The following is a 21,459-nucleotide window of genomic DNA, read 5'->3' on the forward strand; positions in this document are numbered from 1 at the left end:
GCGGCAGATTTCATGTTGGGCCCTGAAGCTCAGCGCACCATGTGCAGGTAATGGCGATGACGCTCGTACTGGTCGAGTATGTCGCCGATTACGCCGTCACGGCTCCAGCCCATGATGTCGTAGTCCTGCCCGCCCTCGCGCAGGTACACCTCGGCCCTGAAGTACTTGCGCTCGTCCTGGTCGGCTTCTTCGGTATCGCGCATCACGAAACTTGGCTGCACGAAGGCACGCGGGCGCACCTCGTAGAGGAAATCCAGATGATCGCCGTGGGCGACCTCCAGAGTCGCGCGCCCGTCCTCGCCATCGCTCAAGCTCACCTCGAAGCCCTGCTTGCGCAGCTCTTCGGCGACCGCCTCGAAGGCAGGCTTTACGACCTCGCCAATGAAGCGGGTGACGTGAGCGCGACGCGGCATCATCACCATGCTGCGCAGACGCCGCTGCCAGCCCTCGGCGCTACGCCCTTCTGGCCGCGACAAGGCGATGGACTGGTAGCGAATCCCGCGCTTGGTGGCGTCGAGCTTGAGCGCCTTGAACAGCCCCCAGATCGAGATCAGCAGGATCACCGAGAATGGCAACGCGCTGGCAATGGTCGCGGTCTGCAGAGCGGTCAGCCCATCGGCGAGCAGCAGCGCGATGGCCACTACGCCCATCAACGACGACCAGAAAATCCGCTGCCATACCGGCGTGTGGCTCTGCCCGCCCGAAGCCAGCAGATCGACCACCAGCGCGCCGGAGTCGGCGGACGTCACGAAGAACACCACCACCATGGCGATGGCGACCATCGAGATCAAACCGCTCAGGGGGAACTGCTCGAGAAATGCGAACAACGCCAGCGAGCTGTCCTGATCGACGGTTTCGGCGAGGCTTTGCAGCCCTTCGACCAGAATCAGGTGCAACGCCGTATCGCCGAAAACGGTCATCCACAGCAGTGTGAACCCGGCGGGCACGAGCAGCACGCCGCTGATGAATTCGCGAATGGTGCGACCGCGGGAGATTCGCGCGATGAACATGCCCACGAATGGCGACCAGGCGATCCACCAACCCCAGTAGAACAACGTCCAGCCACCGATCCAGTCGGTCGGCTCGTAGGCATAGAGGTTGAACGTCTTGTTGACAATCTCCGACAGGTAGGCACCGGTGTTCTGCACGTAAGCCTGCAACAGGAACACGGTCGGGCCCAGCACCAGCACGAACACCAGCAGGATCAACGCGAGGATCAGGTTGCCTTCCGACAGTAGGCGGATGCCCTTGTCCAGCCCGCTCGCCACCGAGATGGTCGCCAACAGGCAGGTCACGACGATCAATCCGACCTGCACCGTAACGCTCACCGGCAAGCCGAACAGGTGGTTCAGTCCGCTGTTGATCTGCGAGACCCCGAGGCCCAGCGACGTCGCGACGCCCAGCACGGTACCGATGATCGCGAAGATATCCACTGCGTGGCCGATGGGGCCGTGGATACGATCGCCGATCAGCGGGTAGAGCGCAGAGCGCAGCGTCAGCGGCAACCCGTGGCGATAACTGAAGAACGCCAGCACCAGCGCCACGATGGCGTAGATCGACCAGGCATGCAGGCCCCAATGGAAGAAGGTGATCTTCATCGCCTCCCTGGCCGCCGCCACGGTTTCCGGAGCACCCACCGGAGGCGAGACGAAATGCATGACCGGCTCGGCCACGCCGAAGAACATCAGCCCGATCCCCATTCCCGCCGAAAACAGCATGGCGAACCAGGTGTAGTTGCGGTAATCCGGCTCGCTGTGATCCGGCCCGAGCTTGATGTCGCCGTAGCGGCTGACGGCGAGAAACACCACCGACACCAGAATGATCGCCACGGTGAGGATGTAGAACCAGCTGACGTTGGCGATGATCCAGGCCTGGATCACACCGAAAACGCCCTGGGCCATTTCCGGCGCGATCACGGCGAACAGCACCAGCGCGAGAATCAGCGCCCCCGAGGTGTAGAAGACTGGTGGATTGATGGTACGAGGCGATGGCGCCATACGAGAAGGCTCCTCTGCAGAAGTTCGAGCGGGGTATGAAAACCCTCGGGAATCTCTAGTCCGACCGCCTTCCGGGCTGAGGATTCAGCCACAAGCGCGATCGGCCAGAGCCGGCAATCCACGGATGCTGGGCATCGGGACCAGAGACGTCGGGCATGCTCAGGCGCACGAACGACGGGGCTGACGAGTCAGCCGAAGGCACCGCCGCAGCGATGCCGAAGAGGACAACGGCCCTCAAGCAGGCAGGTCGTACCTAGGTACGACGCAGTGAAAGGATCGGGATCACTCCCGCTCGACCATCAATAGGTCACGTAAGCCCGCCTGGTTAAAGGGTTGGCTGTGATCGACATGGCCTTACCGTCAGAACGCACACCTTTCGCTGGCGCGAGAGATGGAGCGATTTGCGGGGGCAGCGACGCTGGCGACCCGCCATCGATCGCGTCTAATCATACCGTCCGAGGTGCCTCTTCGCTTACCTATCTGACGACGAGAGAACTAGACATGCAGGTGGTGGTAGTGCCAAAACCGTGTTCGTAAGCCACCGTTTGAAGATGGGTTGCCGCTGAACTACTTGGTGTGGTCTGACGGTAACTCCAGCACGACGCGATGAGCGCTTTGTTTTGTTTAAGTTTGGCATTTTGCTTGTCAGAGTTCGCCTGCGCGTTCTGATAAGCCTAGTCCAGAGCTACACGCGGACGGAATCTCCTCGGTGAGGCCTTGATGTTCGACAGTTTGCCGATGTTCGCCCCTCCTTTCCCCCCGCCCTCCATCTATATATATGGCGAACCGAAGTAACAGTACCGAAACGCATACCGCCTCCCGATTACCAGACCACAACCTCGACCAATTCTTTTCTTTCCAAACATGGCACTAATCATTAGCGCAGAAAAACGCTAACAACACGCTCGACAAGCGAAGTTTCGATCTCTTCGATCGCACCGCTCACGCCAACCGCACCTAAGACTGTCCCATCTCGGCCAAACAGTGTAACCCCCCCACCAAGCGGCACTACGTGAGGCAAACAATTTAGCGGAACCCCTTCCCGAACCCGAATGGCGAACTGAGACGTATCTCGTCGATACAACGCAGCACAACGCGCCTTAGCCAACGCCGCGTCGAGCGCAGCAGGAAAGGCTCCGTCCATCCGCACATGTAAAACCGTTAATCCGGAGGCATCCACAACGGCGCAGGCCACCTCAAGTATTTGCTCAGACGCAGCTATTATAATTTTTTGAGCAAGCTTCTCGGCAAGCTCAAGAGTCATGCAATCATATTCAAGCCTTTTCACGCACCCTCCGTACATAGCGATTAGACAATATTCAGCACCCAAGCCGTCGGAACTCCCCCCTGACGGTTATCTTTCTTTAAATAAAGCCCGTGTGTTATCATTTTTGGGCTATACGACCATCTAAACCAAGTATATGCGTGAGACAGCAGAACCCTATGAAGCGAAAATCAATTTTCGAAAGTCACGAAAACGAAACAGCCGGCGAAATTGCTTTTAGAAAAATACGCTCTGATATTATTCGCGGAAAACTTAGGCCGGGGCAAAAGCTGCGTCTCGACCAGCTAAAATCTCAGTATGGCGTCGCAATTTCCACGTTACGTGAGATATTGAGTCGCCTTACCGCCGAGGAGTTTGTTGTCGCCGAAGGACAACGAGGCTTTGAAGTTTCCAGTGTATCTGCGTCCGGCTTAAAAGATATCGCAGCATTGCGACTGCTACTTGAAACCCAAGCACTGCGGCAATCCATCGCTAGCGGCGATCTCCAATGGGAAGCCCGTGTGGTTTCATCTCATTACATACTTCAGTCTATTGAGTCAAAATTGGTAGAAGGAGACCTTACCCAGGTCGAGCAGTGGGTACAGCAGGACTGGGAGTTTCACCATGCAACCATCTCAGCTTGTGAGTCACCTGCAATGATGGCTGCGCACTCGACCACTTTTGACCGCTATATCCGCTACCACATGTTAGCTCTATCGTTTCGCGGTGAAGCTGCCGCAAAAGAGCACTCCCAACTGAAGGAATTGGTGCTTTCTCGTAAGACAGAAGCAGCAGTAACCTTGCTAACCAGTCACGTGCAGAGCGGCTTGAATCATGTTCTATCCACAGGCAGGATTCCTAACTGATTTTATTTTGTTCTTTTTCGACAAGCCTACAAAGCGCCTGTACGGCAATGGGATAGCCCATAGCGCCCAGCCCGGCAATTACCGACGTGACGACTCCGGACATGAGCGACTTATGGTAAATCGGCTCTCGCCTATGGATATTGGAAATATGGAGCTCGATGCTAGGTCTAGGGAACATTTTAAGTGAATCCATCAATGCCATTGACGTAAACGTATATGCGGCGGGATTTATTATGATGCCGGCTGCAACGTCGGTTGCCTCGTGCACCCACTCTATCAGCTGGGTCTCCGAGTTGGTTTGACGGAAAACGATAGGAAACTTACCCGCAGCTTCGTTACACATGCTTTCTATGTCAGCTAAAGTCGTAGTGCCGTAAATCTCAGGCTCACGCTTTCCCAAACGATTGAGGTTTGGACCGTTTAAAATGTAAATGGCGTTTGACATGAATCAACCTTTATATCCGAATGTTCTTGGAAGCCAAAGTACAATCTCAGGCACCAGCGTAAACAACAGCAGCGCTGCGAGCATCACAATCAAAAGTGGAAATATCTCAGAAACAATCTCTTTCAATGGCCGCTTTGAAATATTGGACATCACGAAAAGCAATAGCCCATAGGGTGGCGTGATCAAGCCAATCATAATATTGACGACACAAATTACGCCAAAGTGAACCAAGTCAATACCGAGACTTTGCGCCGCCGGAATAAGCACGGGAACAATCACCAAAAGTATGGTCGTCCCTTCGAGCAAACAGCCTAAAACCAGAAGCAAGGCGGTGACAGTCAGCAAAAAACCAGTTGGAGAAAGATCGAAGCCCGCCAGCCACAAGCTAAGTGCTGAGGGCAGGTCTTCAACGGTTACAACATAGTTAAAGACAAGCGCTCCCGCGATCAGCATACCTATCGAAGCGGTCGTTCGTGCGCTGGACAGCAGCGAATCATAAAAGGCGCGAAAGGTGACACTACGGTATAACAGCACCGAAATCAGCAAAGCATATAGCGCAGCCACCGCGGCGGCCTCAGTAGGTGTCGTTGCTCCACCATAGATCCCCCCTAGAAGCACAACAGGCATTAGCAATGCAGGTGCCGCTTGAAAAGCAATCTTCGGGATTTTCTTGAGGGGCACAGGCTCTTCCAGAGGGAAATTTCGCCTCCGGGCTGCGGTTAAAATATAGATAGCTTGGAACAGGCCCATTATCAGACCTGGGATAACACCAGCCAGAAACAGATACCCGATCGACGTATCCGAGACCAATGCGTAAACAAGCATTGGTATCGAAGGAGGAATAATTGGACCAATGACCGCCGAAGCGGCACTTAAAGCTGCTGCGAAAGATGCCGGATATTTATTGTTCTCGGTCATCATGCGCTGCATCATTTTTCCCGTGCCAGCGGCATCGGCTAACGCTGAGCCGGACATCCCTGCGAAAACTATGCTCTGTGCGACATTCACCAACGCCAAGCCACCTGGAAACCGACCGACTATTGCGTTGCAAAAACCCAGCAACCGAAGAGTCATGCTTCCCGAATTCATGAGCTCTGCCGCCAGTATAAAAAGAGGAACCGCTAGCAATATGTAACTTGAAAACATTCCGTTAAGTAATTGCTCAGCCGCTGTCCCCATATCCAATCCAGACACCATTAGATATAGTATCGACGACGCAATCATTGCATGCCCTATAGGAAGCCCTAGCAGACTTAGGAATACAATGGACAATATACACAGCGTGAAAGGCTCGACGCTCATTACTACGCTCCTAGTTATTCTTATTCGATATCGCTTGGTACGCCTACTTCGCGCACGCTCCGCCCACGAACCGCTGCGAAAAATATCCACACATAGCGGCCGACTACGGAAACCGCAAAAATGATGTAGATGAAATACAAGAAATCATAGCGTATATTTAGGTAGGAGCTTTTTTGTACTTTCATGAACATGACGTAGTCCCATGACGCCGGCAGAGATATTCCATATATCAAAATCAAGGCTAAAGCGGACACCGCCGTCATCACAAGTCGGGCTCGCCTGCCCACCATTCCGTAAACTATGTCGAAACGAATTTCTTCTTCTTCCCGCAGCACGAAGGATGCCCCCCACAGGACAACCCATAGCCACATGACTATCGTAAGCTCGGAAGCAGTCCCTATCGGGAAGTTTAGCAAGTAACGGAACACAACTTGAACGATGAAAGAGATAAACATCACGGCAAGCATAAACGCTGAAATGTTTTCTGCGCGTCGACATAACCAACTGCCGGCCTTTCTTATTTTAAACATTGGCAACTCCTTTTTAAGGCGTGGCACCGCCTGCATCTACCACACCTTAAACGCCCACTTGAAAGCCAGAAGAGTTACATCGCGCTTACTTGCTCCAGCATCCCCTTTGGCCAATTCTTGGAGAGATCCGAGTTTTGGTACATTTTCTGCGCGTAGGCTCGAAATGCCTCGACATTAGGTTCGTAAACTTTAACGCCCTTCTCCTTGAAAAAACTCACCAGCTCCTTTTCATTTGCCAAGTGCTGCTCTTGGCTCCAGTCGATAGCTTCATTGGCGGCGCGCTGGAACCTTTCTTGCTGCTCGCTTGACATTTCATCCCAGACACTTTTACCAACAACAAGAAGATCGTAACCTACCAAATGGGACGTCAAAACGATCTGATCGAGAACCTCATAAAACTTCATGTTCTTCACGTTAGGCAACGGGTTATCTTGGCCGTCAATGGCTCCGGTTTGCAGGCCGGTATAAACTTCCGCGTAAGCCATGGGGGTCGGGTTCGCGCCCAATGCTCTACCCAAGAACTGCCAAGCGTCACCAGCAGCCATGCGTAGCTTAATATTTTTCATATCTTCGGGGGTTTCAATCTTACCCGAACTCCGCAAACCAACTTGACGCGTGCCGAAGTAAGTAGGCCCCAGAATATGGATGCCTAACTTATCTTCAGCCAGACTTTTCATCTGCCGACCTGCATCGCTGTCGAAGAAGGAACGCATATGGGCTGCGTCGCGGAACAAATAGGCGGAGCTTAGAATGGAAAACTCTGGAATCTGCGTTGCTATATCTTGAGGCGCAATATTGCCCATCTCAAGATTCCCGCGCTGAATTGCCATTATCTCTGTAGTTTGCTTAAAGAGATTGCCGCCATAGTAAAGTTTCACATTGAAATCTTCACTAACAGACTCAGCAAATTTCCGCATCATATCGGCGCGAATATCCTGCTCAGAGAATACAGCTGAAAACTTTAGAGCTTTCTTTTCGTCCTGAGCGAAAGCTGAACCGAATGTGAACAAAGCGATGCTCGCTGTGATCAAGGCCAGCGTTTTGCTTTTGGCGAAGCACATCTTCGGGCGGGAAATGGATTCAGACATGGTATAGCTCCTCTTATTTTTATATCGGATGAAGCGGTGAATGTCCTACATTCCTTAGAATATATGCCTTTTCGCTGCTGCGCAAATCGATCCTGGCCGGTCATTTTGATGGGCTAATCAATAGCCAAGGGCCGTACGACGCCAAATAAAGACTCTTGCCAAGGCGCGGATGTCTAAGTGGTCGCCTAGCATGAGGCGCTGCTTTTGGTGGTGCAGAGAGCCACGCCAGATATCAAGGCCGCGCTAGTAGGGCTGGCCAGGTAGCACGGTTCAACGATTTTTCGGCCGCAAGGGCAGGCAGGACGTGACCGTGACCCTGTCCGTGGTGGCAATGGACGGGTAAAGGAGGACTCTGTACGTAACGTATCGCGTGATGGGCGACCATCCGCTTGGCATTCCAGCAGCTTTTCGCGAGTCATGGCCAGCGAAATACCTGCTGGCCCATACCGCCCGATGGTCAGCGTTTCCCAACATCCATTGAGACGGTAATCGTAGCGAAGGGTGACGGTACCGCCTGGCGATACCGTCACGCGGTCGGAAGCCGTGCAGGCTTGGCCTTGGGCCTGAGATGCGTAGTGCGGTGTCGGTCAGCATCGAGGCCCTTCTTCTGTCATGACGGCTTTTACCGTCAAGGCCAGAAAGCCTGTCGATGCCGGGAAAGCCGCATAAAAATACGCTTTCCCGAGGAGACATTTACCGTCGAAGACCGGCTCGGTCTCGATCGTAAACGGGAGGGTCAATCTGCTCTCCGGTTCGTACCGCCACTTCTACCGCCACCCTGTTCTGCTGGCTGGCGATGGTCACCGATAGCTGCCGTTACGTATCCATTGCGAATCAATACGTTAAAGCTATTTATCGATAACTGGCGGTAGCCCCGAAGGACCTGATTTCACTCCCACTCGATGGTGGCCGGCGGCTTGCTCGACACATCGTAGGTGACGCGCGAGATGCCTTCGATCTCATTGATGATACGGTTGGAGACCTTCTCCAGCAGCTCGTACGGCAGGTGCGCCCAACGTGCAGTCATGAAGTCGATGGTTTCCACGGCGCGCAGGGCGACGACCCAGGCGTAGCGGCGGCCATCGCCCACTACACCGACGGATTTCACCGGCTGGAAAACGACGAACGCCTGGCTGACCTTGTGGTACCAGTCGGCCTTGCGCAGCTCGCTGATGAAGATGTCATCGGCGCGACGCAACAGATCCGCGTACTCCTTCTTCACCTCGCCGAGGATACGAACTCCCAGGCCCGGCCCCGGGAAGGGATGGCGGTAGACCATATCGTAGGGCAGGCCCAGCTCGAGGCCGATCTTGCGTACCTCGTCCTTGAACAGCTCGCGCAACGGTTCGACCAGCTTGAGGTTCATCTCCTCGGGCAGACCACCAACGTTATGGTGAGACTTGATCACGTGCGCCTTGCCGCTCTTGGCACCGGCCGACTCGATGACGTCGGGGTAGATGGTGCCCTGGGCCAGGTACTTGATGTTGTGCAGCTTGCTCGCCTCGGCGTCGAACACGTCGATGAAGGTGCGTCCGATGATCTTGCGCTTCTTCTCAGGGTCGGCTTCGCCCTCGAGGTTGCCCAGGAACTGGGCCTCGGCATCGGCACGGATCACCTTGACACCCATGTTCTCGGCGAACATGGCCATGACCTGGTCGCCCTCATGCAGACGCAGCAGGCCGTTGTCGACGAAGACGCAGGTCAGCTGATCACCGATGGCCTTGTGCAGCAGCGCGGCGACCACTGACGAATCCACCCCACCGGAAAGCCCCAGCAGTACGTTATCGCTGCCGACCTGCTCGCGCACCTGGCGCACGGCGTCGTCGACGATGTTGGACGGCGTCCACAACGCTTCGCAACCGCAGATCTCGAGGATGAAGCGCGACAGAATGCGCCCGCCCTGGCGCGTATGGGTCACTTCCGGGTGGAACTGCACGCCATAGTAGCCGCGCTCGTCATCACCCATCGCGGCGATCGGGCAGCTCGGGGTGCTGGCCAGGATATGGAAACCCGCCGGAATCTCGGTGACCTTGTCGCCGTGGCTCATCCACACGTCGAGGCCGAACATGCCGTCGTCGTCCATGTGGTCTTCGATGCCGTCGAACAACCGCGACTTGCCGACCAGATCGACGCGGGCGTAGCCGAATTCACGCACGTCCGAACCCTGCACGCGACCGCCGAGCTGCTCGGAAATGGTCTGCATGCCGTAGCAGATGCCGAACAGAGGCACCTTGAGATCGAACACCGCCTGTGGCGCGCGCGGGCTGTTGGCCGCATGGACCGACTCCGGGCCGCCGGCGAGGATGATCCCGCGCGGGTTGAAATCGCGGATGTCCTCGTCGCTCATGTCGAACGGATGCAATTCACAGTACACGCCGATTTCGCGCACGCGACGGGCGATCAGCTGGGTGTACTGGGAACCGAAATCCAGAATCAGGATGCGGTGCGCGTGAATGTCTTGATTAGACATGGAGACTTCCCTTCGGAAAGAGCGTGAAGCCGAAAGCCGGAAGCTGGAAGTGAAAGCCTGAAGTCTCGACTTCCAGCCCTCAGCTTCCAGCTCCCGGCGCCTGTTTAGCGGAGCGGATCAGCCCACTCGATAGTTCGGAGCTTCCTTGGTGATCTGCACATCATGGACGTGAGACTCGGCCATGCCGGCACCGGTGATGCGGACGAACTGCGGGCGGGTGCGCATGTCGTCGATGGTGGCGCTGCCGGTGTAGCCCATCGAGGCACGCAGGCCGCCCATCAGCTGGTGAATGATCGCCGACAGCGCGCCCTTGTAAGGCACGCGCCCTTCGATGCCCTCGGGCACCAGCTTCTCGGCACCGGCGGAAGAATCCTGGAAATAACGGTCGGAAGAGCCCTGCGCCTGGGACATCGCGCCGAGCGAGCCCATGCCGCGGTAGGCCTTGTAGGAGCGGCCCTGGAACAGCTCGACCTCGCCCGGCGCTTCTTCGGTACCCGCGAACATCGAGCCCATCATCACGGCGTTGGCGCCGGCAACGATGGCCTTGGACAGGTCACCGGAGAAACGGATGCCGCCGTCGGCGATCATCGGCACCCCGGTACCTTCCAGCGCGGCGGAGACGTTGGCGATGGCGGAGATCTGCGGTACGCCGACACCGGCGACGATGCGGGTGGTGCAGATCGAGCCCGGACCGATGCCGACTTTCACCGCGTCGGCGCCGGCCTTGACCAAGTCCAGCGCGGCTTCGGCCGTGGCAATGTTGCCGCCGATGACCTGTACCTGCGGAAAATTATCCTTGACCCAGCGAACGCGGTCGATGACGCCTTTTGAGTGGCCATGGGCAGTGTCTACGACGATCACGTCAACCCCGGCGGCGGCCAGGGCCGCGACGCGCTCTTCGGTATCCGCGCCCGTACCGACCGCAGCGCCGACGCGCAGGCGACCCTGCTCGTCCTTGGAGGCCAGCGGATAGGTCTTGGCTTTTTCGATGTCGCGGAAGGTGACCAGCCCGCGCAGGTGGAAGCTGCCGTCGACCACCAGCATCTTCTCGATGCGGTGCTCGTAGAGCTTGGCCTTGATCTGCTCGAGCCCGGTGCCCTCCTCGACGGTGATGAGTTCTTCGCGTGGCGTCATGATGGCCGCCACGGAGTCGCCGGCGTTCGGCGTAAAGCGCAGGTCACGGCCGGTGACAATGCCGACCAGTTCCTTGCCGGACACCACGGGGAAGCCCGAGAAGCCCAGCTCGCGCGCCTTGCGCAAGAGGTCGCTGATCTTGGTTTCCGGGGTCACGGTGACCGGATCATGAACGATGGCGGTCTCGTGGCGCTTGACCTTGCGCACTTCGGCAGCCTGCTGCTCGACGTTCATGTTCTTGTGGATGATGCCGATGCCACCCTCCTGCGCCATGGCGATGGCCAGACGCGCTTCGGTGACGGTGTCCATGGCTGCGGAGACCAGCGGGATATTGAGCTCGATGCCACGGGTCAGGCGGGTCTTGAGGCTGACGTCCTTCGGCAGAACCTCGGAATATCCCGGGATCAGGAGAACATCGTCAAAAGTCAGGGCTTCTTGGCTGATACGCAGCATGGCGGGGGCTCCCAGGCGGGAAAAAGGAAGCGCGGCATTATACCGAGCAGGGCCCTCGGCCTCAATGCAGTTTTCCCACCGCCGGCATCGATATGACGCCCTCGCCACGCACCCCTCGATTGGCCGCTTGGAGGAGCGCCAACGCACTCAGGCGGACGCTTTACGAAATACGCTCTCCATCTACGGGCGCGACCGTCATGACGACACCGAGAGGTGAGAATTCGGCCGGGTCGATTCTTCTGCGGGACGCTGCGCGGCGCCTGTGGTTTCCCTTATCATGCCGCCCATGCTCAACGATCCCTTCCAGCGCCTGAACCTCGACCGCGAGGTCCTCACCGTCAGCCAGCTCAACGGGCGCGCCCGCGTGCTGCTCGAGGACGTATTCGCCCAGGTCTGGGTCGAGGGCGAACTGTCCAACCTGGCCAAGCCGGCGTCTGGGCACGTGTATTTCACCCTCAAGGACGGCCAGGCGCAGGTTCGCTGTGCGCTGTTTCGCCAGAACGCCTTGCGGGTACGCCAGGCCTTGCGCGACGGCCTTGCGGTGCGGGTACGCGGCAAGGTCTCGCTGTTCGAAGGGCGCGGCGACTATCAGCTGATTCTCGACAGCGTCGAGCCAGCCGGTGACGGTGCGTTGCGTCTGGCATTCGAGGCGCTCAAGACCAAGCTCGACGCCGAGGGGCTTTTCGCCTCTGACCGCAAGGTGCCCCTACCCGCTCATCCGCAGCGCATCGGCATCGTCAGCTCGCCCACCGGCGCCGTGATACGCGACATCATCTCGGTGTTTCGTCGGAGAGCACCTCAGGTAGCGCTCACCTTGATTCCTACCGCGGTGCAGGGGCGCGACGCCACGGCACAGATCGTTCGTGCGCTCGCCCTGGCCGATGCGCAGGGTTTCGACGCGCTGATACTCGCCCGCGGAGGCGGATCGCTGGAAGATCTCTGGTGTTTCAACGAGGAAGCGGTCGCGCGTGCGGTCGATGCCTGCGTGACGCCGATCGTCAGTGCCGTCGGCCACGAGACTGATGTATCTATCGCCGATTTCGTCGCCGACGTGCGCGCCCCCACGCCTTCGGCCGCCGCTGAACTGCTCGCGCCACACAGCGCCGATCTGCGCCAGCGCCTGGAAGGCCTGCGTCAGCGTTTGCTGCTGCGCATGCGCGATCGGCTACAACGCGACATGGCGTGCCTGGAAAGCCTGACGCGTCGCCTGCGCCATCCCGGCGAACGCCTGCTGCAACAGTCCCAGCGCGTCGACGACCTCGAACAACGCCTGGCGCGTGCCATCGACCGCAGGCTGTGCACCGGCCATGAGCGCCTCGCACGCCTCGATACCCGCCTGGCCGCGCAACATCCGGGGCGTACGCTACACCTGCTGCGCCAGCGCCTGGATCACCTCTCGACCCGGCTGCCACGGGCCATGAACGACTCGATCAGGAGTCGCCGCCAGCAGCTCGCGGGGCTGGGTCAGACGCTCAACGTGGTCAGCCCGCTGGCCACGCTCGGGCGCGGCTACAGCATCCTGCTCGATGAGCAAGGCCACGCCATCCGCTGTGCCAGCCAGACCCAACCGGGCCAGCGCCTCCAGGCCAGACTGGGCGAGGGCCAGCTCGAGGTCCGCGTCGAGGACAACCACCTCGAACCGGTCACGCTGCCACTGCTTTGAACCGAGCGAGACGCTGCAAAGAACCACACTATGACGCCATGCGCTTCCCCGTCGGGGCTGATTGCGCGAGGATAGCCGTCCACCCACCGCGGATGATCCCATGCTGCGCGCCCTGACCCTCTCGCTTGCCCTGCTCCTTGCCCTGCCCGCCCACGCCGAAGGCTTCATCACCCGTCTGCTGAACAAACCCTTTCCCGGCGGCGTTGCGGTAATCGATCTCGGCGATGCCATGAGCAGCGTGCCTTCGGTCTATTACGACGGCCGCCCGGTGCTGGTGATCAAGGAAGAAGGCAAACGCTGGATCGCCATCGTCGGACTGCCGCTCGCGGCCAAGCCGGGCGAGCATTTCGTCGACACACCTGAGGGGCGCCAGGCATTCCAGGTCGGCAGTCGCGACTATCACGAGCAACACATCACCCTCAAGGATCAGCGCAAGGTCACGCCGAATCCGGACGACCTCAAGCGCATCGAGCGGGAACTGGCCGAGCAGACCCGCGCCTATCGCCAGTTCAGCAAGACGCAGCCGAGCAATCTGCTGTTCGACAAGCCGGTGAACGGCCCGCTGACCAGCCCCTTTGGCCTGCGTCGATTCTTCAACGGCGAAGAGCGCAACCCTCACTCCGGCCTGGATTTCGCCGCGAAGACCGGCACCCCGATCAAGGCCCCTGCCAACGGCAAGGTGATCCTGGTGGGTGACTACTTCTTCAATGGCAAGACCGTCTTTCTCGACCATGGCCAGGGGCTGATCAGCATGTTCTGCCACCTCTCGGCGATCGACGTGAAGGTCGGCGACAGCGTCGCGCGCGGCGGCGTGGTCGGCAAGGTAGGCGCCACCGGACGCGCTACCGGCCCGCACCTGCACTGGAACGTCAGCCTCAACGACGCGCGGGTCGACCCGTCGATCTTCATCGGCAAGTTCGAGCGCTAAGAGATCGTCGGGACGGCATGTCTCGGGTCACGGGCGGCCATTCGAGCCGTATGACCTAGCGGCGCCGACTCGATCCATCGGCGCCAGGCATGCGCCACCGGGTATCCGTCTTTGAAAGGATGAAAGCGCCCCTCTACCATGGGTTCGCATCACCAGCCCGCCATATCGCAATCATCCTGGGCGCAGCCGGCCGCCCCTGATCCAACATGGAGAACCTCGTGCAGGAACAAGTGACTATCTGGTTAGAGTGGCTCAGAGCCCATCCTGAACTTCAGACCCTGGTGGCCAGCGCCGCGCTGATCGCGACCGCATGGCTGGCCAATTGGGTCGTAAAGCGGATTCTGGTGCGCGGGCTGTACCGGATCCTCCGCCATACGCGTGAGACGGGCCTGCAGGACCTGGGCATCATCCACCGCCTGTCAAACATCGTTCCGGCGTTGGTGCTATCGGTCGGTGTGACCGCCGTGCCAGGCCTGCCCGATGCTGCTGTGACCGTCGTACGCAACGTCTGTGGCGGCTTCATCGTCCTGACCATTGCCCTCGCACTCGGGGCGCTGCTGGACATCATCAACCTGGTTTACCAGCGTCGCGCAGACGCCCACCTGCATCCGATCAAGGGCTACCTGCAAGTCATCAAGATCGTGCTGTATGCGATTGCGACCATTCTCATCATCGCCACGCTGATAGATCGATCGCCGCTGATCCTGCTGTCCGGACTGGGTGCGATGGCAGCCGTCCTGATGCTGATCTTTCAGGACACCATCCTTTCCCTGGTCGCCAGCGTGCAGATCTCGTCCAACGACATCATTCGCGTCGGCGACTGGATCGAGATGCCGCAACTGAACGCCGACGGCGACGTCATCGACATCGCGCTGCACACGGTAAAGGTGCAGAACTGGGACAAGACCATCACGAGCATTCCGACCAAGCGATTCATCAGCGACTCGTTCAAGAACTGGCGCGGGATGCAGCAAAGCGGCGGTCGCCGCATCAAGCGCAGCCTGTATCTCGATCAGCAGAGCGTGCATTTCCTGAGTAGCGAGGAATGCGAACGTCTCCATCGCTTCAACCTGCTGGATGAATACCTGACCGAGAAGACCCAGGAAATCCAGGCATGGAATGCGCAGCTGGCCGAGCGTGGCGAGGAACCGGTAAACACTCGGCGGATTACCAATATCGGCAGCTTCCGCGCTTACGTTCAGCGCTATCTGCACAGTCACGGCGGTATCCATCAGAACATGACCCTGATGGTGCGCCAGCTCAGTCCCACGGCCGATGGCCTACCACTCGAAATATACTGTTTCACCAACACGGTGGAATGGTTGAGCTACGAAAGCATCCAGTCGGACATATTCGACCACCTGCTGGCGATTCTTCCCGAATTCGGCTTGCGCGTATTCCAGCACCCAAGCGGCGCCGATATGCGAGAGGGGTATGGCTCGGCCAGCATGCTGCTAAGGCACCCAGAGGGCGGCGTGGCCCAACGGGACGACGCACACCGAACCCAGGGAGCGGCGCCCTAACCGTACAGACACCTCGTTCGCGCCGAACCTAGAGGATTGCGCTTCGCTCACGACCCTTCGGCGGCTTGAGCGCCGCCTGCTGCCCCTGAGTCTCGCACTCGGACCGCCCGGCATAGCGCCGTCCGCTTGCAGGGCGCCCCGAGCGACGCTTTCACTGATTGCGATCCCTGTCCGCTCCGCTCGCGCCCGGGGCGGAACCAACCATCAAGGGGTGCGCAAGGAATCTCGGACTTTGGGCGCATTCTGATTATTTAATTTTAAAAATCATCGCATAAAGCAATAAAACACTAATTTTCTAGCCCCACTTGCAACCAGAAACCAGCAACCACTAAATTTGAACCATAGGCATTCAGCCATCCGTATTTTCTACCCCGTGCCAGACAAACACGGGAGCCCGCTCAAGGACAACGCCATGACCATGCTCAAAGATCCCTCGCAGAAGTATCGGGCCTTTCCGGTCATCAATCTGCCGGACCGGACCTGGCCATCGAAGACGATCACCCAGGCCCCGATCTGGCTGAGCTCCGACCTTCGCGATGGCAACCAGTCACTGATCGAGCCGATGGATGCGGCCAAGAAGATGCGCTTCTTCAAGACGCTGGTTCAGGTAGGCGTCAAGGAAATCGAAGTGGGTTTCCCCTCCGCATCGCAAACGGACTTCGACTTCGTCCGCGAACTTATCGAAGGCGGCCACATCCCGGACGACGTCACTATCCAGGTGCTCACCCAGGCGCGCGACGATCTGATCAGCCGAACCTTCGAGTCGCTCAAGGGCGCCAAGCAGGCCATCGTTCACTACTACAACGCCACCGCACCGAGCTTTCGCCGCATCGTATTCAATCAGGACAAGGCCGGCGTGGTACAGATCGCGGTCAAGGCGGCCCGGACCATCAGCCGCCTGGCCGCACAGGCTCCGGAAACCAACTGGCGCTTCGAATATTCGCCCGAGGTATTTAGCTCCACCGAGACCGATTTCGCCGTCGAGGTCTGCAACTCGGTCATCGAGGTATTCCAGCCGACACCAGCCCAGAAGCTGATCCTGAACCTGCCCGCCACCATCGAAGCGGCCACGCCGAACGTTTATGCCGACCAGATAGAATATTTCGGTCGTCACATCGATAGACGCGACAGCGTGATCATCAGCCTGCACACGCACAACGACCGTGGTACAGGCGTCGCGGCTAGCGAGCTCGGCCTGATGGCCGGGGCCGACCGCGTCGAAGGCTGCCTTTTCGGCAATGGCGAGCGGACCGGCAACGTCGATCTGGTCACCCTTGCGCTGAATCTCTACACCCAGGGTGTCGACCCGGAACTGGACTTCTCCGATATCGACGCGGTGCGCAAGGTGGTCGAGGAGTGCAATCAACTGCCCGTCCACCCTCGCCATCCCTACGTTGGGGACCTGGTCCATACGGCTTTCTCCGGTTCGCACCAGGATGCGATTCGCAAGGGCTTTGCCCAGCAAAAGGACGGCGAGATCTGGGAAGTACCCTATCTACCGATCGATCCGGCCGACATCGGCCGCGACTACGAGGCGGTGATTCGCGTCAATAGCCAATCCGGCAAGGGCGGCATCGCCTTCCTTCTCGAACAGGAATATGGCATCAGCCTGCCGCGCCGCATGCAGATCGAATTCAGCCAGGTCGTGCAGAAGGAAACCGATCGGCTGGGCCTGGAAATGACCGCCGAGCAGATCTACAGCCTGCTCGAGCGCGAATACCTGCAGGCCCACGTGCCATACACCCTCAAGGGACATCGCCTGCAAGAGGAAAACGGCACCAGCGCAGTCGACGTCGAGGTGCTCAGCGCCGGCGAGACGCAGCATTGGCGCGGCATCGGCAAAGGCCCGCTGGAAGCCTTGGTGGCGGGGCTGCCGGCTGCGGTCGAGATCATGGACTACTCCGAGCACGCCATCGGCGCCGGCGCCCATGCCAAGGCGGCGGCCTATATCGAAATCCGCCTGGACGGCCAGCGCCCGCTGCATGGCGTGGGTATCGACGAGAACATCACCACGGCGAGCTTTCGCGCCCTGTTCAGCGCGCTCAACCGCGCTCTGCGCGAGGCCGACGCCAAGGCCGCCTGATCCTGGCAAACGGACAGGGGCCCGCCCCTGTCCGGCCCGCTCGGTCACACCGGGCTGCGCCCGCAAGCAGCCGTCACGCCCGCCGATTCTGAGACACCCATCACACAGCTGCGAACGCGCCGCGATGTCGGCCGGCAACGCCGCTCGCTACACTCGCCCAAGCGAACGCGCAGCCGCGACGAACGCCGTATCGATCCGCCGTCCAGTCCGGCCGATCCGTACATAATCAGGGCCGCTCAGCGTACCCATTTCCCTTTTGCTCGACCCTGCCTCTACTTGCCCCCCTCCTTGCCTCAAGGTCCAAACGCAATGATAGAGCCCGAACGCATCGTCGAATTGTCCAGAGACGTAGAAGCCCTGGCATCGCGCGGTATTGCCGACATTCAGAAGATCACCCGCGAGACCAAACTGCTGGCCATCAATGCCTTGATCGAGGCGGCGCACGCAGGCGAATCGGGACGCGGTTTTTCGGTCGTCGCGGAAGAGGTCAAATCGATTTCAGAGCGGGTGATGGGCATTGCCGATGGGCTCTCGGCCAACCTGCGCTCGGCCGTCAGCGAGCTGTCGCAGGTTGGCCAGAGCATGTGCTTCGATGTACGCGGCCAGCGCCTGGCCGACCTTGCGCTGCACATGATCGAAATCATCGACCGCAACCTCTACGAACGTTCCTGTGACGTGCGCTGGTGGGCTACCGACGCTTCGCTGATTTCGGCGCTCGAAAGCCTCGACCCGGTAGCCTGCGCAGAAGCGGGACGGCGCCTCGGCGTCATCCTCGACAGCTACACCGTCTATATGGACATCTGGGTGGCTGACCGCCAGGGCAAGGTCATTGCGTGCGGAAGGCCCAAGGCGCACCCCCAGGCTCTTGGCGCACGGGTTGCTGGCTCCCCCTGGTTTCGCGAGGCGCTGCGCCACCAGAGCGGCGACCAGTACCATTGCTCGCCGGTGATGCGCGAGCCGCTGCTCGGCGACGCCGTCACCTGCGCGTTCAGTGCCGCGGTGCGGGCCAGTGGCAAGAGCAACGGCGAGATCCTCGGCGTGATCGGCGTCTTCTTCGACTGGCAGAACCAGGCCAATGCCGTGATCAAGGGCGTTCGCCTGAGCGATGAGGAACGCCCCCGTAGCCGCTGCATGTTGATCGATGCCGATCACCGCCTCATCGCCAGCTCCGATCCCAAGGCAACCCTGGGCGAGCCGGTCCGCATCGAGGTTGCCCACGAGCAGGCCAGTGGCTACCGCAAGGTGACCGAGCAACAGATCCAGGCCTACGCCCTTACGCCAGGGTTCGAAACCTATCCAGGCATGGGCTGGTACGGCGTGATCGAACAGGCGCTCCCTGAAGAAAGGCGTTAAACGGCGTCGTGCTTTTACATGGCGTTACAAGGTAGCCGGTCGCCATCGACGCCCGCCATCCGGGCCTTGCCGGGTAAGCACCGAACGCCGCTGGAAAATTTTCCAAGGCGTTCTCAGAACCTTGAAGCCAGACATGGGTCGGGACATTAGCGCCCCGTCCAACCGTACGGGGCCCGAACTTGCCAAGGGAGTAACACCCATGCCGCTCGCGTCCGTTCGCCGTCCCGTCTTTCTGACCGCCCTGCCCTTGCTTTTGCTCACCACGCTGCTTCCCGCCCATGCCCAGAACGCTCCGCAGCTGGATGTCCCCTACGTGCCGACGCCCGATCATGTCGTGGCGCGAATGCTGGAAATGGCGGACGTGAACTCGGACGACACTGTCATCGATCTCGGCTCGGGCGACGGCCGCATCGCCATCGCGGCGGTACGCGACCGCGGCGCTCGCTCGGCCCTGGGTATCGACCTGGACCCCGAGCGCATCCGCGAAGCCGAGGCCAACGCCGAGTCGGCCGGCGTATCCGACAAGGTCACCTTCGAACAGGGCGACCTGTTCAAGAAGGACATCTCAGACGCCACGGTACTGACCATGTACCTCTTGCCGCGGGTCAACCTGCGCCTGCGTCCGGTCATTCTCGATACGCTCAAGCCGGGCACACGGGTGGTGTCGCATGCCTTCAGCATGGACGAGTGGCAGGCCGATCGTAGCGACTACATCGGTGGCAGCTACGTCTACCTCTGGATAGTGCCAGCCAAGGTCGATGGCCGCTGGGAAGTCAATGACGGCGATGGCAACTTCACCGTTGACCTACAGCAGCAATTCCAGCAGGTCGAAGGCACCGCCCAGTCCGGCGGCCTGCAGAACGCCGTGATCGGCAGCCTGGAGGGCGAAGTGTTGCGCTTCAACGTGGGCGGCAAGCTCTACATGGGCAAGGTCGAGGGTGATCGCATCACCGCACTCTCTGGGGAAGGGGCCGTATCCAACTGGAGCGCGCGCCGGACTTGAGCATGAGTCCTCAAGCCCAGCCCCTGCACAGTGGTGGGCTTTCCGTCCTGGACGGCGTCGCCGTGCTGGTGGGCGTCGTCGTGGGCGTCGGCATTTTCGGCTTCCCGCCACTGGTTGCCCAGCACGCCGACAGCACGACGATGTACATCGGCTTCTGGCTGGCTGGCGGTGTGCTCATGCTGGTCGGCGCGCTCTGCTATGCCGAACTCGGCTCGAGTTTTCCGGACGAAGGCGGCGAATACCACTACCTGTGCAAGGCTTGGGGGCGTCAGCTGGGGCTGATGTTCGCCTGGGCCCGCGGCACCGTCATTCAAACGGGCGCCATCGCCGCGGTGGCGTTCATCTATGGCGACTACGCGCAGCGCCTGATACCGCTCGGCGATTATGGCGGTGCCCTGCACGCGGCGCTCTCGGTGTTGCTGCTGACCACGCTCAACGTCCTCGGCACGCGCGAATCCAAACGTATCCAGGTCGTCTTGAGTGGCCTGACCGTGCTGGCCCTGACAAGCGTGATGCTGGCTGGGCTGCTCTCTTCGGCCCAGGCCGAGCCGGTGGTTGCCGCTCAGCCGACCGGCGGCGGAACCAGCATCGGCATGCTGGGCATGGGCATGGTGTTCGTGCTGCTGACCTATGGCGGCTGGAACGAGGCGGCCTATCTGTCGGGCGAACTACGCGACCCGGGCCGTAACATGAGCCGGGTACTGCTGTTGGGCACCCTGGTGGTGACCACGCTCTACCTTTTGGCCAATGTCGCCTTCCTGCAGATCTTCGGTCTGCAGGCGCTGAGCCAGTCGAATGCCATCGGTGCCGACCTGATGGCCCTGGTGGCCGGAAACTGGGCGGCCCTGGCGCTGAGCCTGCTGATCTGCTTCACCGCCCTGAGTACCATCAACGCGACCATCCTAACCGGGGCTCGCGTGTATTACGCACTGGGGCGCGACGTTCCCCAGCTGAGCATGCTCGGCGCATGGAACGAGCGCGGCTCGACGCCGGTACGCGCGCTGCTGGTCCAGGGCGCCATCACGCTGCTGCTGATCCTGTTCGGAGCCCTGAGCCAGAGCGGCGTGGAGGCGATGGTCGCCTACACCGCGCCGGTGTTCTGGTTCTTCATGTGCATGACGGCGCTTTCGCTGTTGCGTCTGCGCAAGCTGCAGCCGCATGTGCCGCGCCCCTTCCGCGTGCCGCTGTACCCGCTGCTGCCGCTGATCTTCGCCTGCAGCTGCCTGGGGCTGTTCATCTCGAGCACGCTGTATGCGGGGCTGGGCGCCTTGCTCGGGCTACTGGTGCTGGTGCTCGGCCTGCCACTGCTGTTGCTGAGCCGTCCGGCTCTGGTAGCGGAAACCCTCGAGAGTTGAGC

16 protein-coding genes are annotated in these 21,459 nt (G+C 59.7%); 8 read left to right on the forward strand and 8 right to left on the reverse strand.

What is annotated here, in order from left to right; genetic code table 11:
• Positions 1 to 29: 29 nt before the first annotated feature.
• Positions 30 to 1,997 carry a choline BCCT transporter BetT gene (betT, locus tag G7026_RS13255; RefSeq protein WP_181071389.1) on the reverse strand — a complete coding sequence of 656 codons (1,968 nt, stop codon included), beginning with the start codon at positions 1,995 to 1,997 and terminating at the stop codon, positions 30 to 32.
• Positions 1,998 to 2,874: 877 nt separating this feature from the next.
• Positions 2,875 to 3,285 carry a GlcG/HbpS family heme-binding protein gene (locus tag G7026_RS13260; protein ID WP_181071390.1) on the reverse strand — a complete coding sequence of 137 codons (411 nt, stop codon included), beginning with the start codon at positions 3,283 to 3,285 and terminating at the stop codon, positions 2,875 to 2,877.
• A gap of 155 nt (positions 3,286 to 3,440) precedes the next feature.
• Here G7026_RS13260 and G7026_RS13265 point away from each other — a divergent pair, with 155 nt between their 5' ends.
• Complete coding sequence (locus G7026_RS13265; RefSeq protein WP_181071391.1) at positions 3,441 to 4,127, forward strand: GntR family transcriptional regulator; 687 nt, start codon at positions 3,441 to 3,443, stop codon at positions 4,125 to 4,127.
• On the opposite strand, the gene G7026_RS13270 is transcribed toward G7026_RS13265, so the two are convergent.
• The 6 genes from G7026_RS13270 to guaB all read right to left on the reverse strand — a co-directional run bounded on the left by G7026_RS13270 (position 4,120) and on the right by guaB (position 11,549).
• Positions 4,120 to 4,572, reverse strand: coding sequence for a type II 3-dehydroquinate dehydratase (locus G7026_RS13270; RefSeq protein ID WP_181071392.1), 453 nt, complete (start codon positions 4,570 to 4,572; stop codon positions 4,120 to 4,122). The genes G7026_RS13265 and G7026_RS13270 overlap by 8 nt on opposite strands.
• A 3-nt stretch (positions 4,573 to 4,575) precedes the next feature.
• Complete coding sequence (locus G7026_RS13275; protein ID WP_181071393.1) at positions 4,576 to 5,874, reverse strand: TRAP transporter large permease; 1,299 nt, start codon at positions 5,872 to 5,874, stop codon at positions 4,576 to 4,578.
• Between the two features lie 20 nt (positions 5,875 to 5,894).
• Entirely contained in the window at positions 5,895 to 6,440 is a 546-nt protein-coding gene (locus tag G7026_RS13280; protein ID WP_219858422.1) for a TRAP transporter small permease, read from the reverse strand.
• 38 nt (positions 6,441 to 6,478) lie between these two features.
• Positions 6,479 to 7,492, reverse strand: coding sequence for a sialic acid TRAP transporter substrate-binding protein SiaP (locus tag G7026_RS13285; protein WP_219858423.1), 1,014 nt, complete (start codon positions 7,490 to 7,492; stop codon positions 6,479 to 6,481).
• 889 nt (positions 7,493 to 8,381) lie between these two features.
• A complete protein-coding gene (gene guaA / locus G7026_RS13290) occupies positions 8,382 to 9,962 on the reverse strand; it encodes a glutamine-hydrolyzing GMP synthase (RefSeq protein WP_181071394.1) in 1,581 nt (526 codons plus the stop codon).
• A gap of 117 nt (positions 9,963 to 10,079) precedes the next feature.
• Entirely contained in the window at positions 10,080 to 11,549 is a 1,470-nt protein-coding gene (guaB, locus tag G7026_RS13295) for an IMP dehydrogenase (RefSeq protein WP_181071395.1), read from the reverse strand.
• A 286-nt stretch (positions 11,550 to 11,835) separates the two neighbouring features.
• Here guaB and xseA point away from each other — a divergent pair, with 286 nt between their 5' ends.
• The 7 genes from xseA to G7026_RS13330 all read left to right on the forward strand — a co-directional run bounded on the left by xseA (position 11,836) and on the right by G7026_RS13330 (position 21,457).
• Positions 11,836 to 13,212: an exodeoxyribonuclease VII large subunit gene (gene xseA, locus G7026_RS13300; RefSeq protein WP_181071521.1), complete on the forward strand. Its 1,377-nt coding sequence runs from the start codon at positions 11,836 to 11,838 to the stop codon at positions 13,210 to 13,212.
• A 100-nt stretch (positions 13,213 to 13,312) separates the two neighbouring features.
• Positions 13,313 to 14,140: a M23 family metallopeptidase gene (locus G7026_RS13305; RefSeq protein WP_181071396.1), complete on the forward strand. Its 828-nt coding sequence runs from the start codon at positions 13,313 to 13,315 to the stop codon at positions 14,138 to 14,140.
• Between the two features lie 206 nt (positions 14,141 to 14,346).
• Positions 14,347 to 15,663 (forward strand): mechanosensitive ion channel family protein, encoded by a 1,317-nt coding sequence (locus G7026_RS13310; protein ID WP_181071397.1) that lies wholly within the window; start codon positions 14,347 to 14,349, stop codon positions 15,661 to 15,663.
• Between the two features lie 412 nt (positions 15,664 to 16,075).
• The gene (gene leuA / locus G7026_RS13315) at positions 16,076 to 17,746 is read left to right on the forward strand and encodes a 2-isopropylmalate synthase (RefSeq protein WP_181071398.1); all 1,671 of its coding nucleotides are present in this window, start codon (positions 16,076 to 16,078) and stop codon (positions 17,744 to 17,746) included.
• A 309-nt stretch (positions 17,747 to 18,055) separates the two neighbouring features.
• Positions 18,056 to 19,099 (forward strand): methyl-accepting chemotaxis protein, encoded by a 1,044-nt coding sequence (locus G7026_RS13320; protein ID WP_181071399.1) that lies wholly within the window; start codon positions 18,056 to 18,058, stop codon positions 19,097 to 19,099.
• A gap of 199 nt (positions 19,100 to 19,298) precedes the next feature.
• The gene (locus tag G7026_RS13325) at positions 19,299 to 20,102 is read left to right on the forward strand and encodes a methyltransferase domain-containing protein (RefSeq protein WP_181071400.1); all 804 of its coding nucleotides are present in this window, start codon (positions 19,299 to 19,301) and stop codon (positions 20,100 to 20,102) included.
• Between the two features lie 2 nt (positions 20,103 to 20,104).
• Complete coding sequence (locus G7026_RS13330; RefSeq protein ID WP_181071401.1) at positions 20,105 to 21,457, forward strand: APC family permease; 1,353 nt, start codon at positions 20,105 to 20,107, stop codon at positions 21,455 to 21,457.
• The last annotated feature ends 2 nt before the right edge of the window (positions 21,458 to 21,459 follow it).

The organism is Stutzerimonas azotifigens (assembly GCF_013522725.1).
Classification (GTDB): Bacteria; Pseudomonadota; Gammaproteobacteria; order Pseudomonadales; family Pseudomonadaceae; genus Stutzerimonas; species Stutzerimonas azotifigens_A.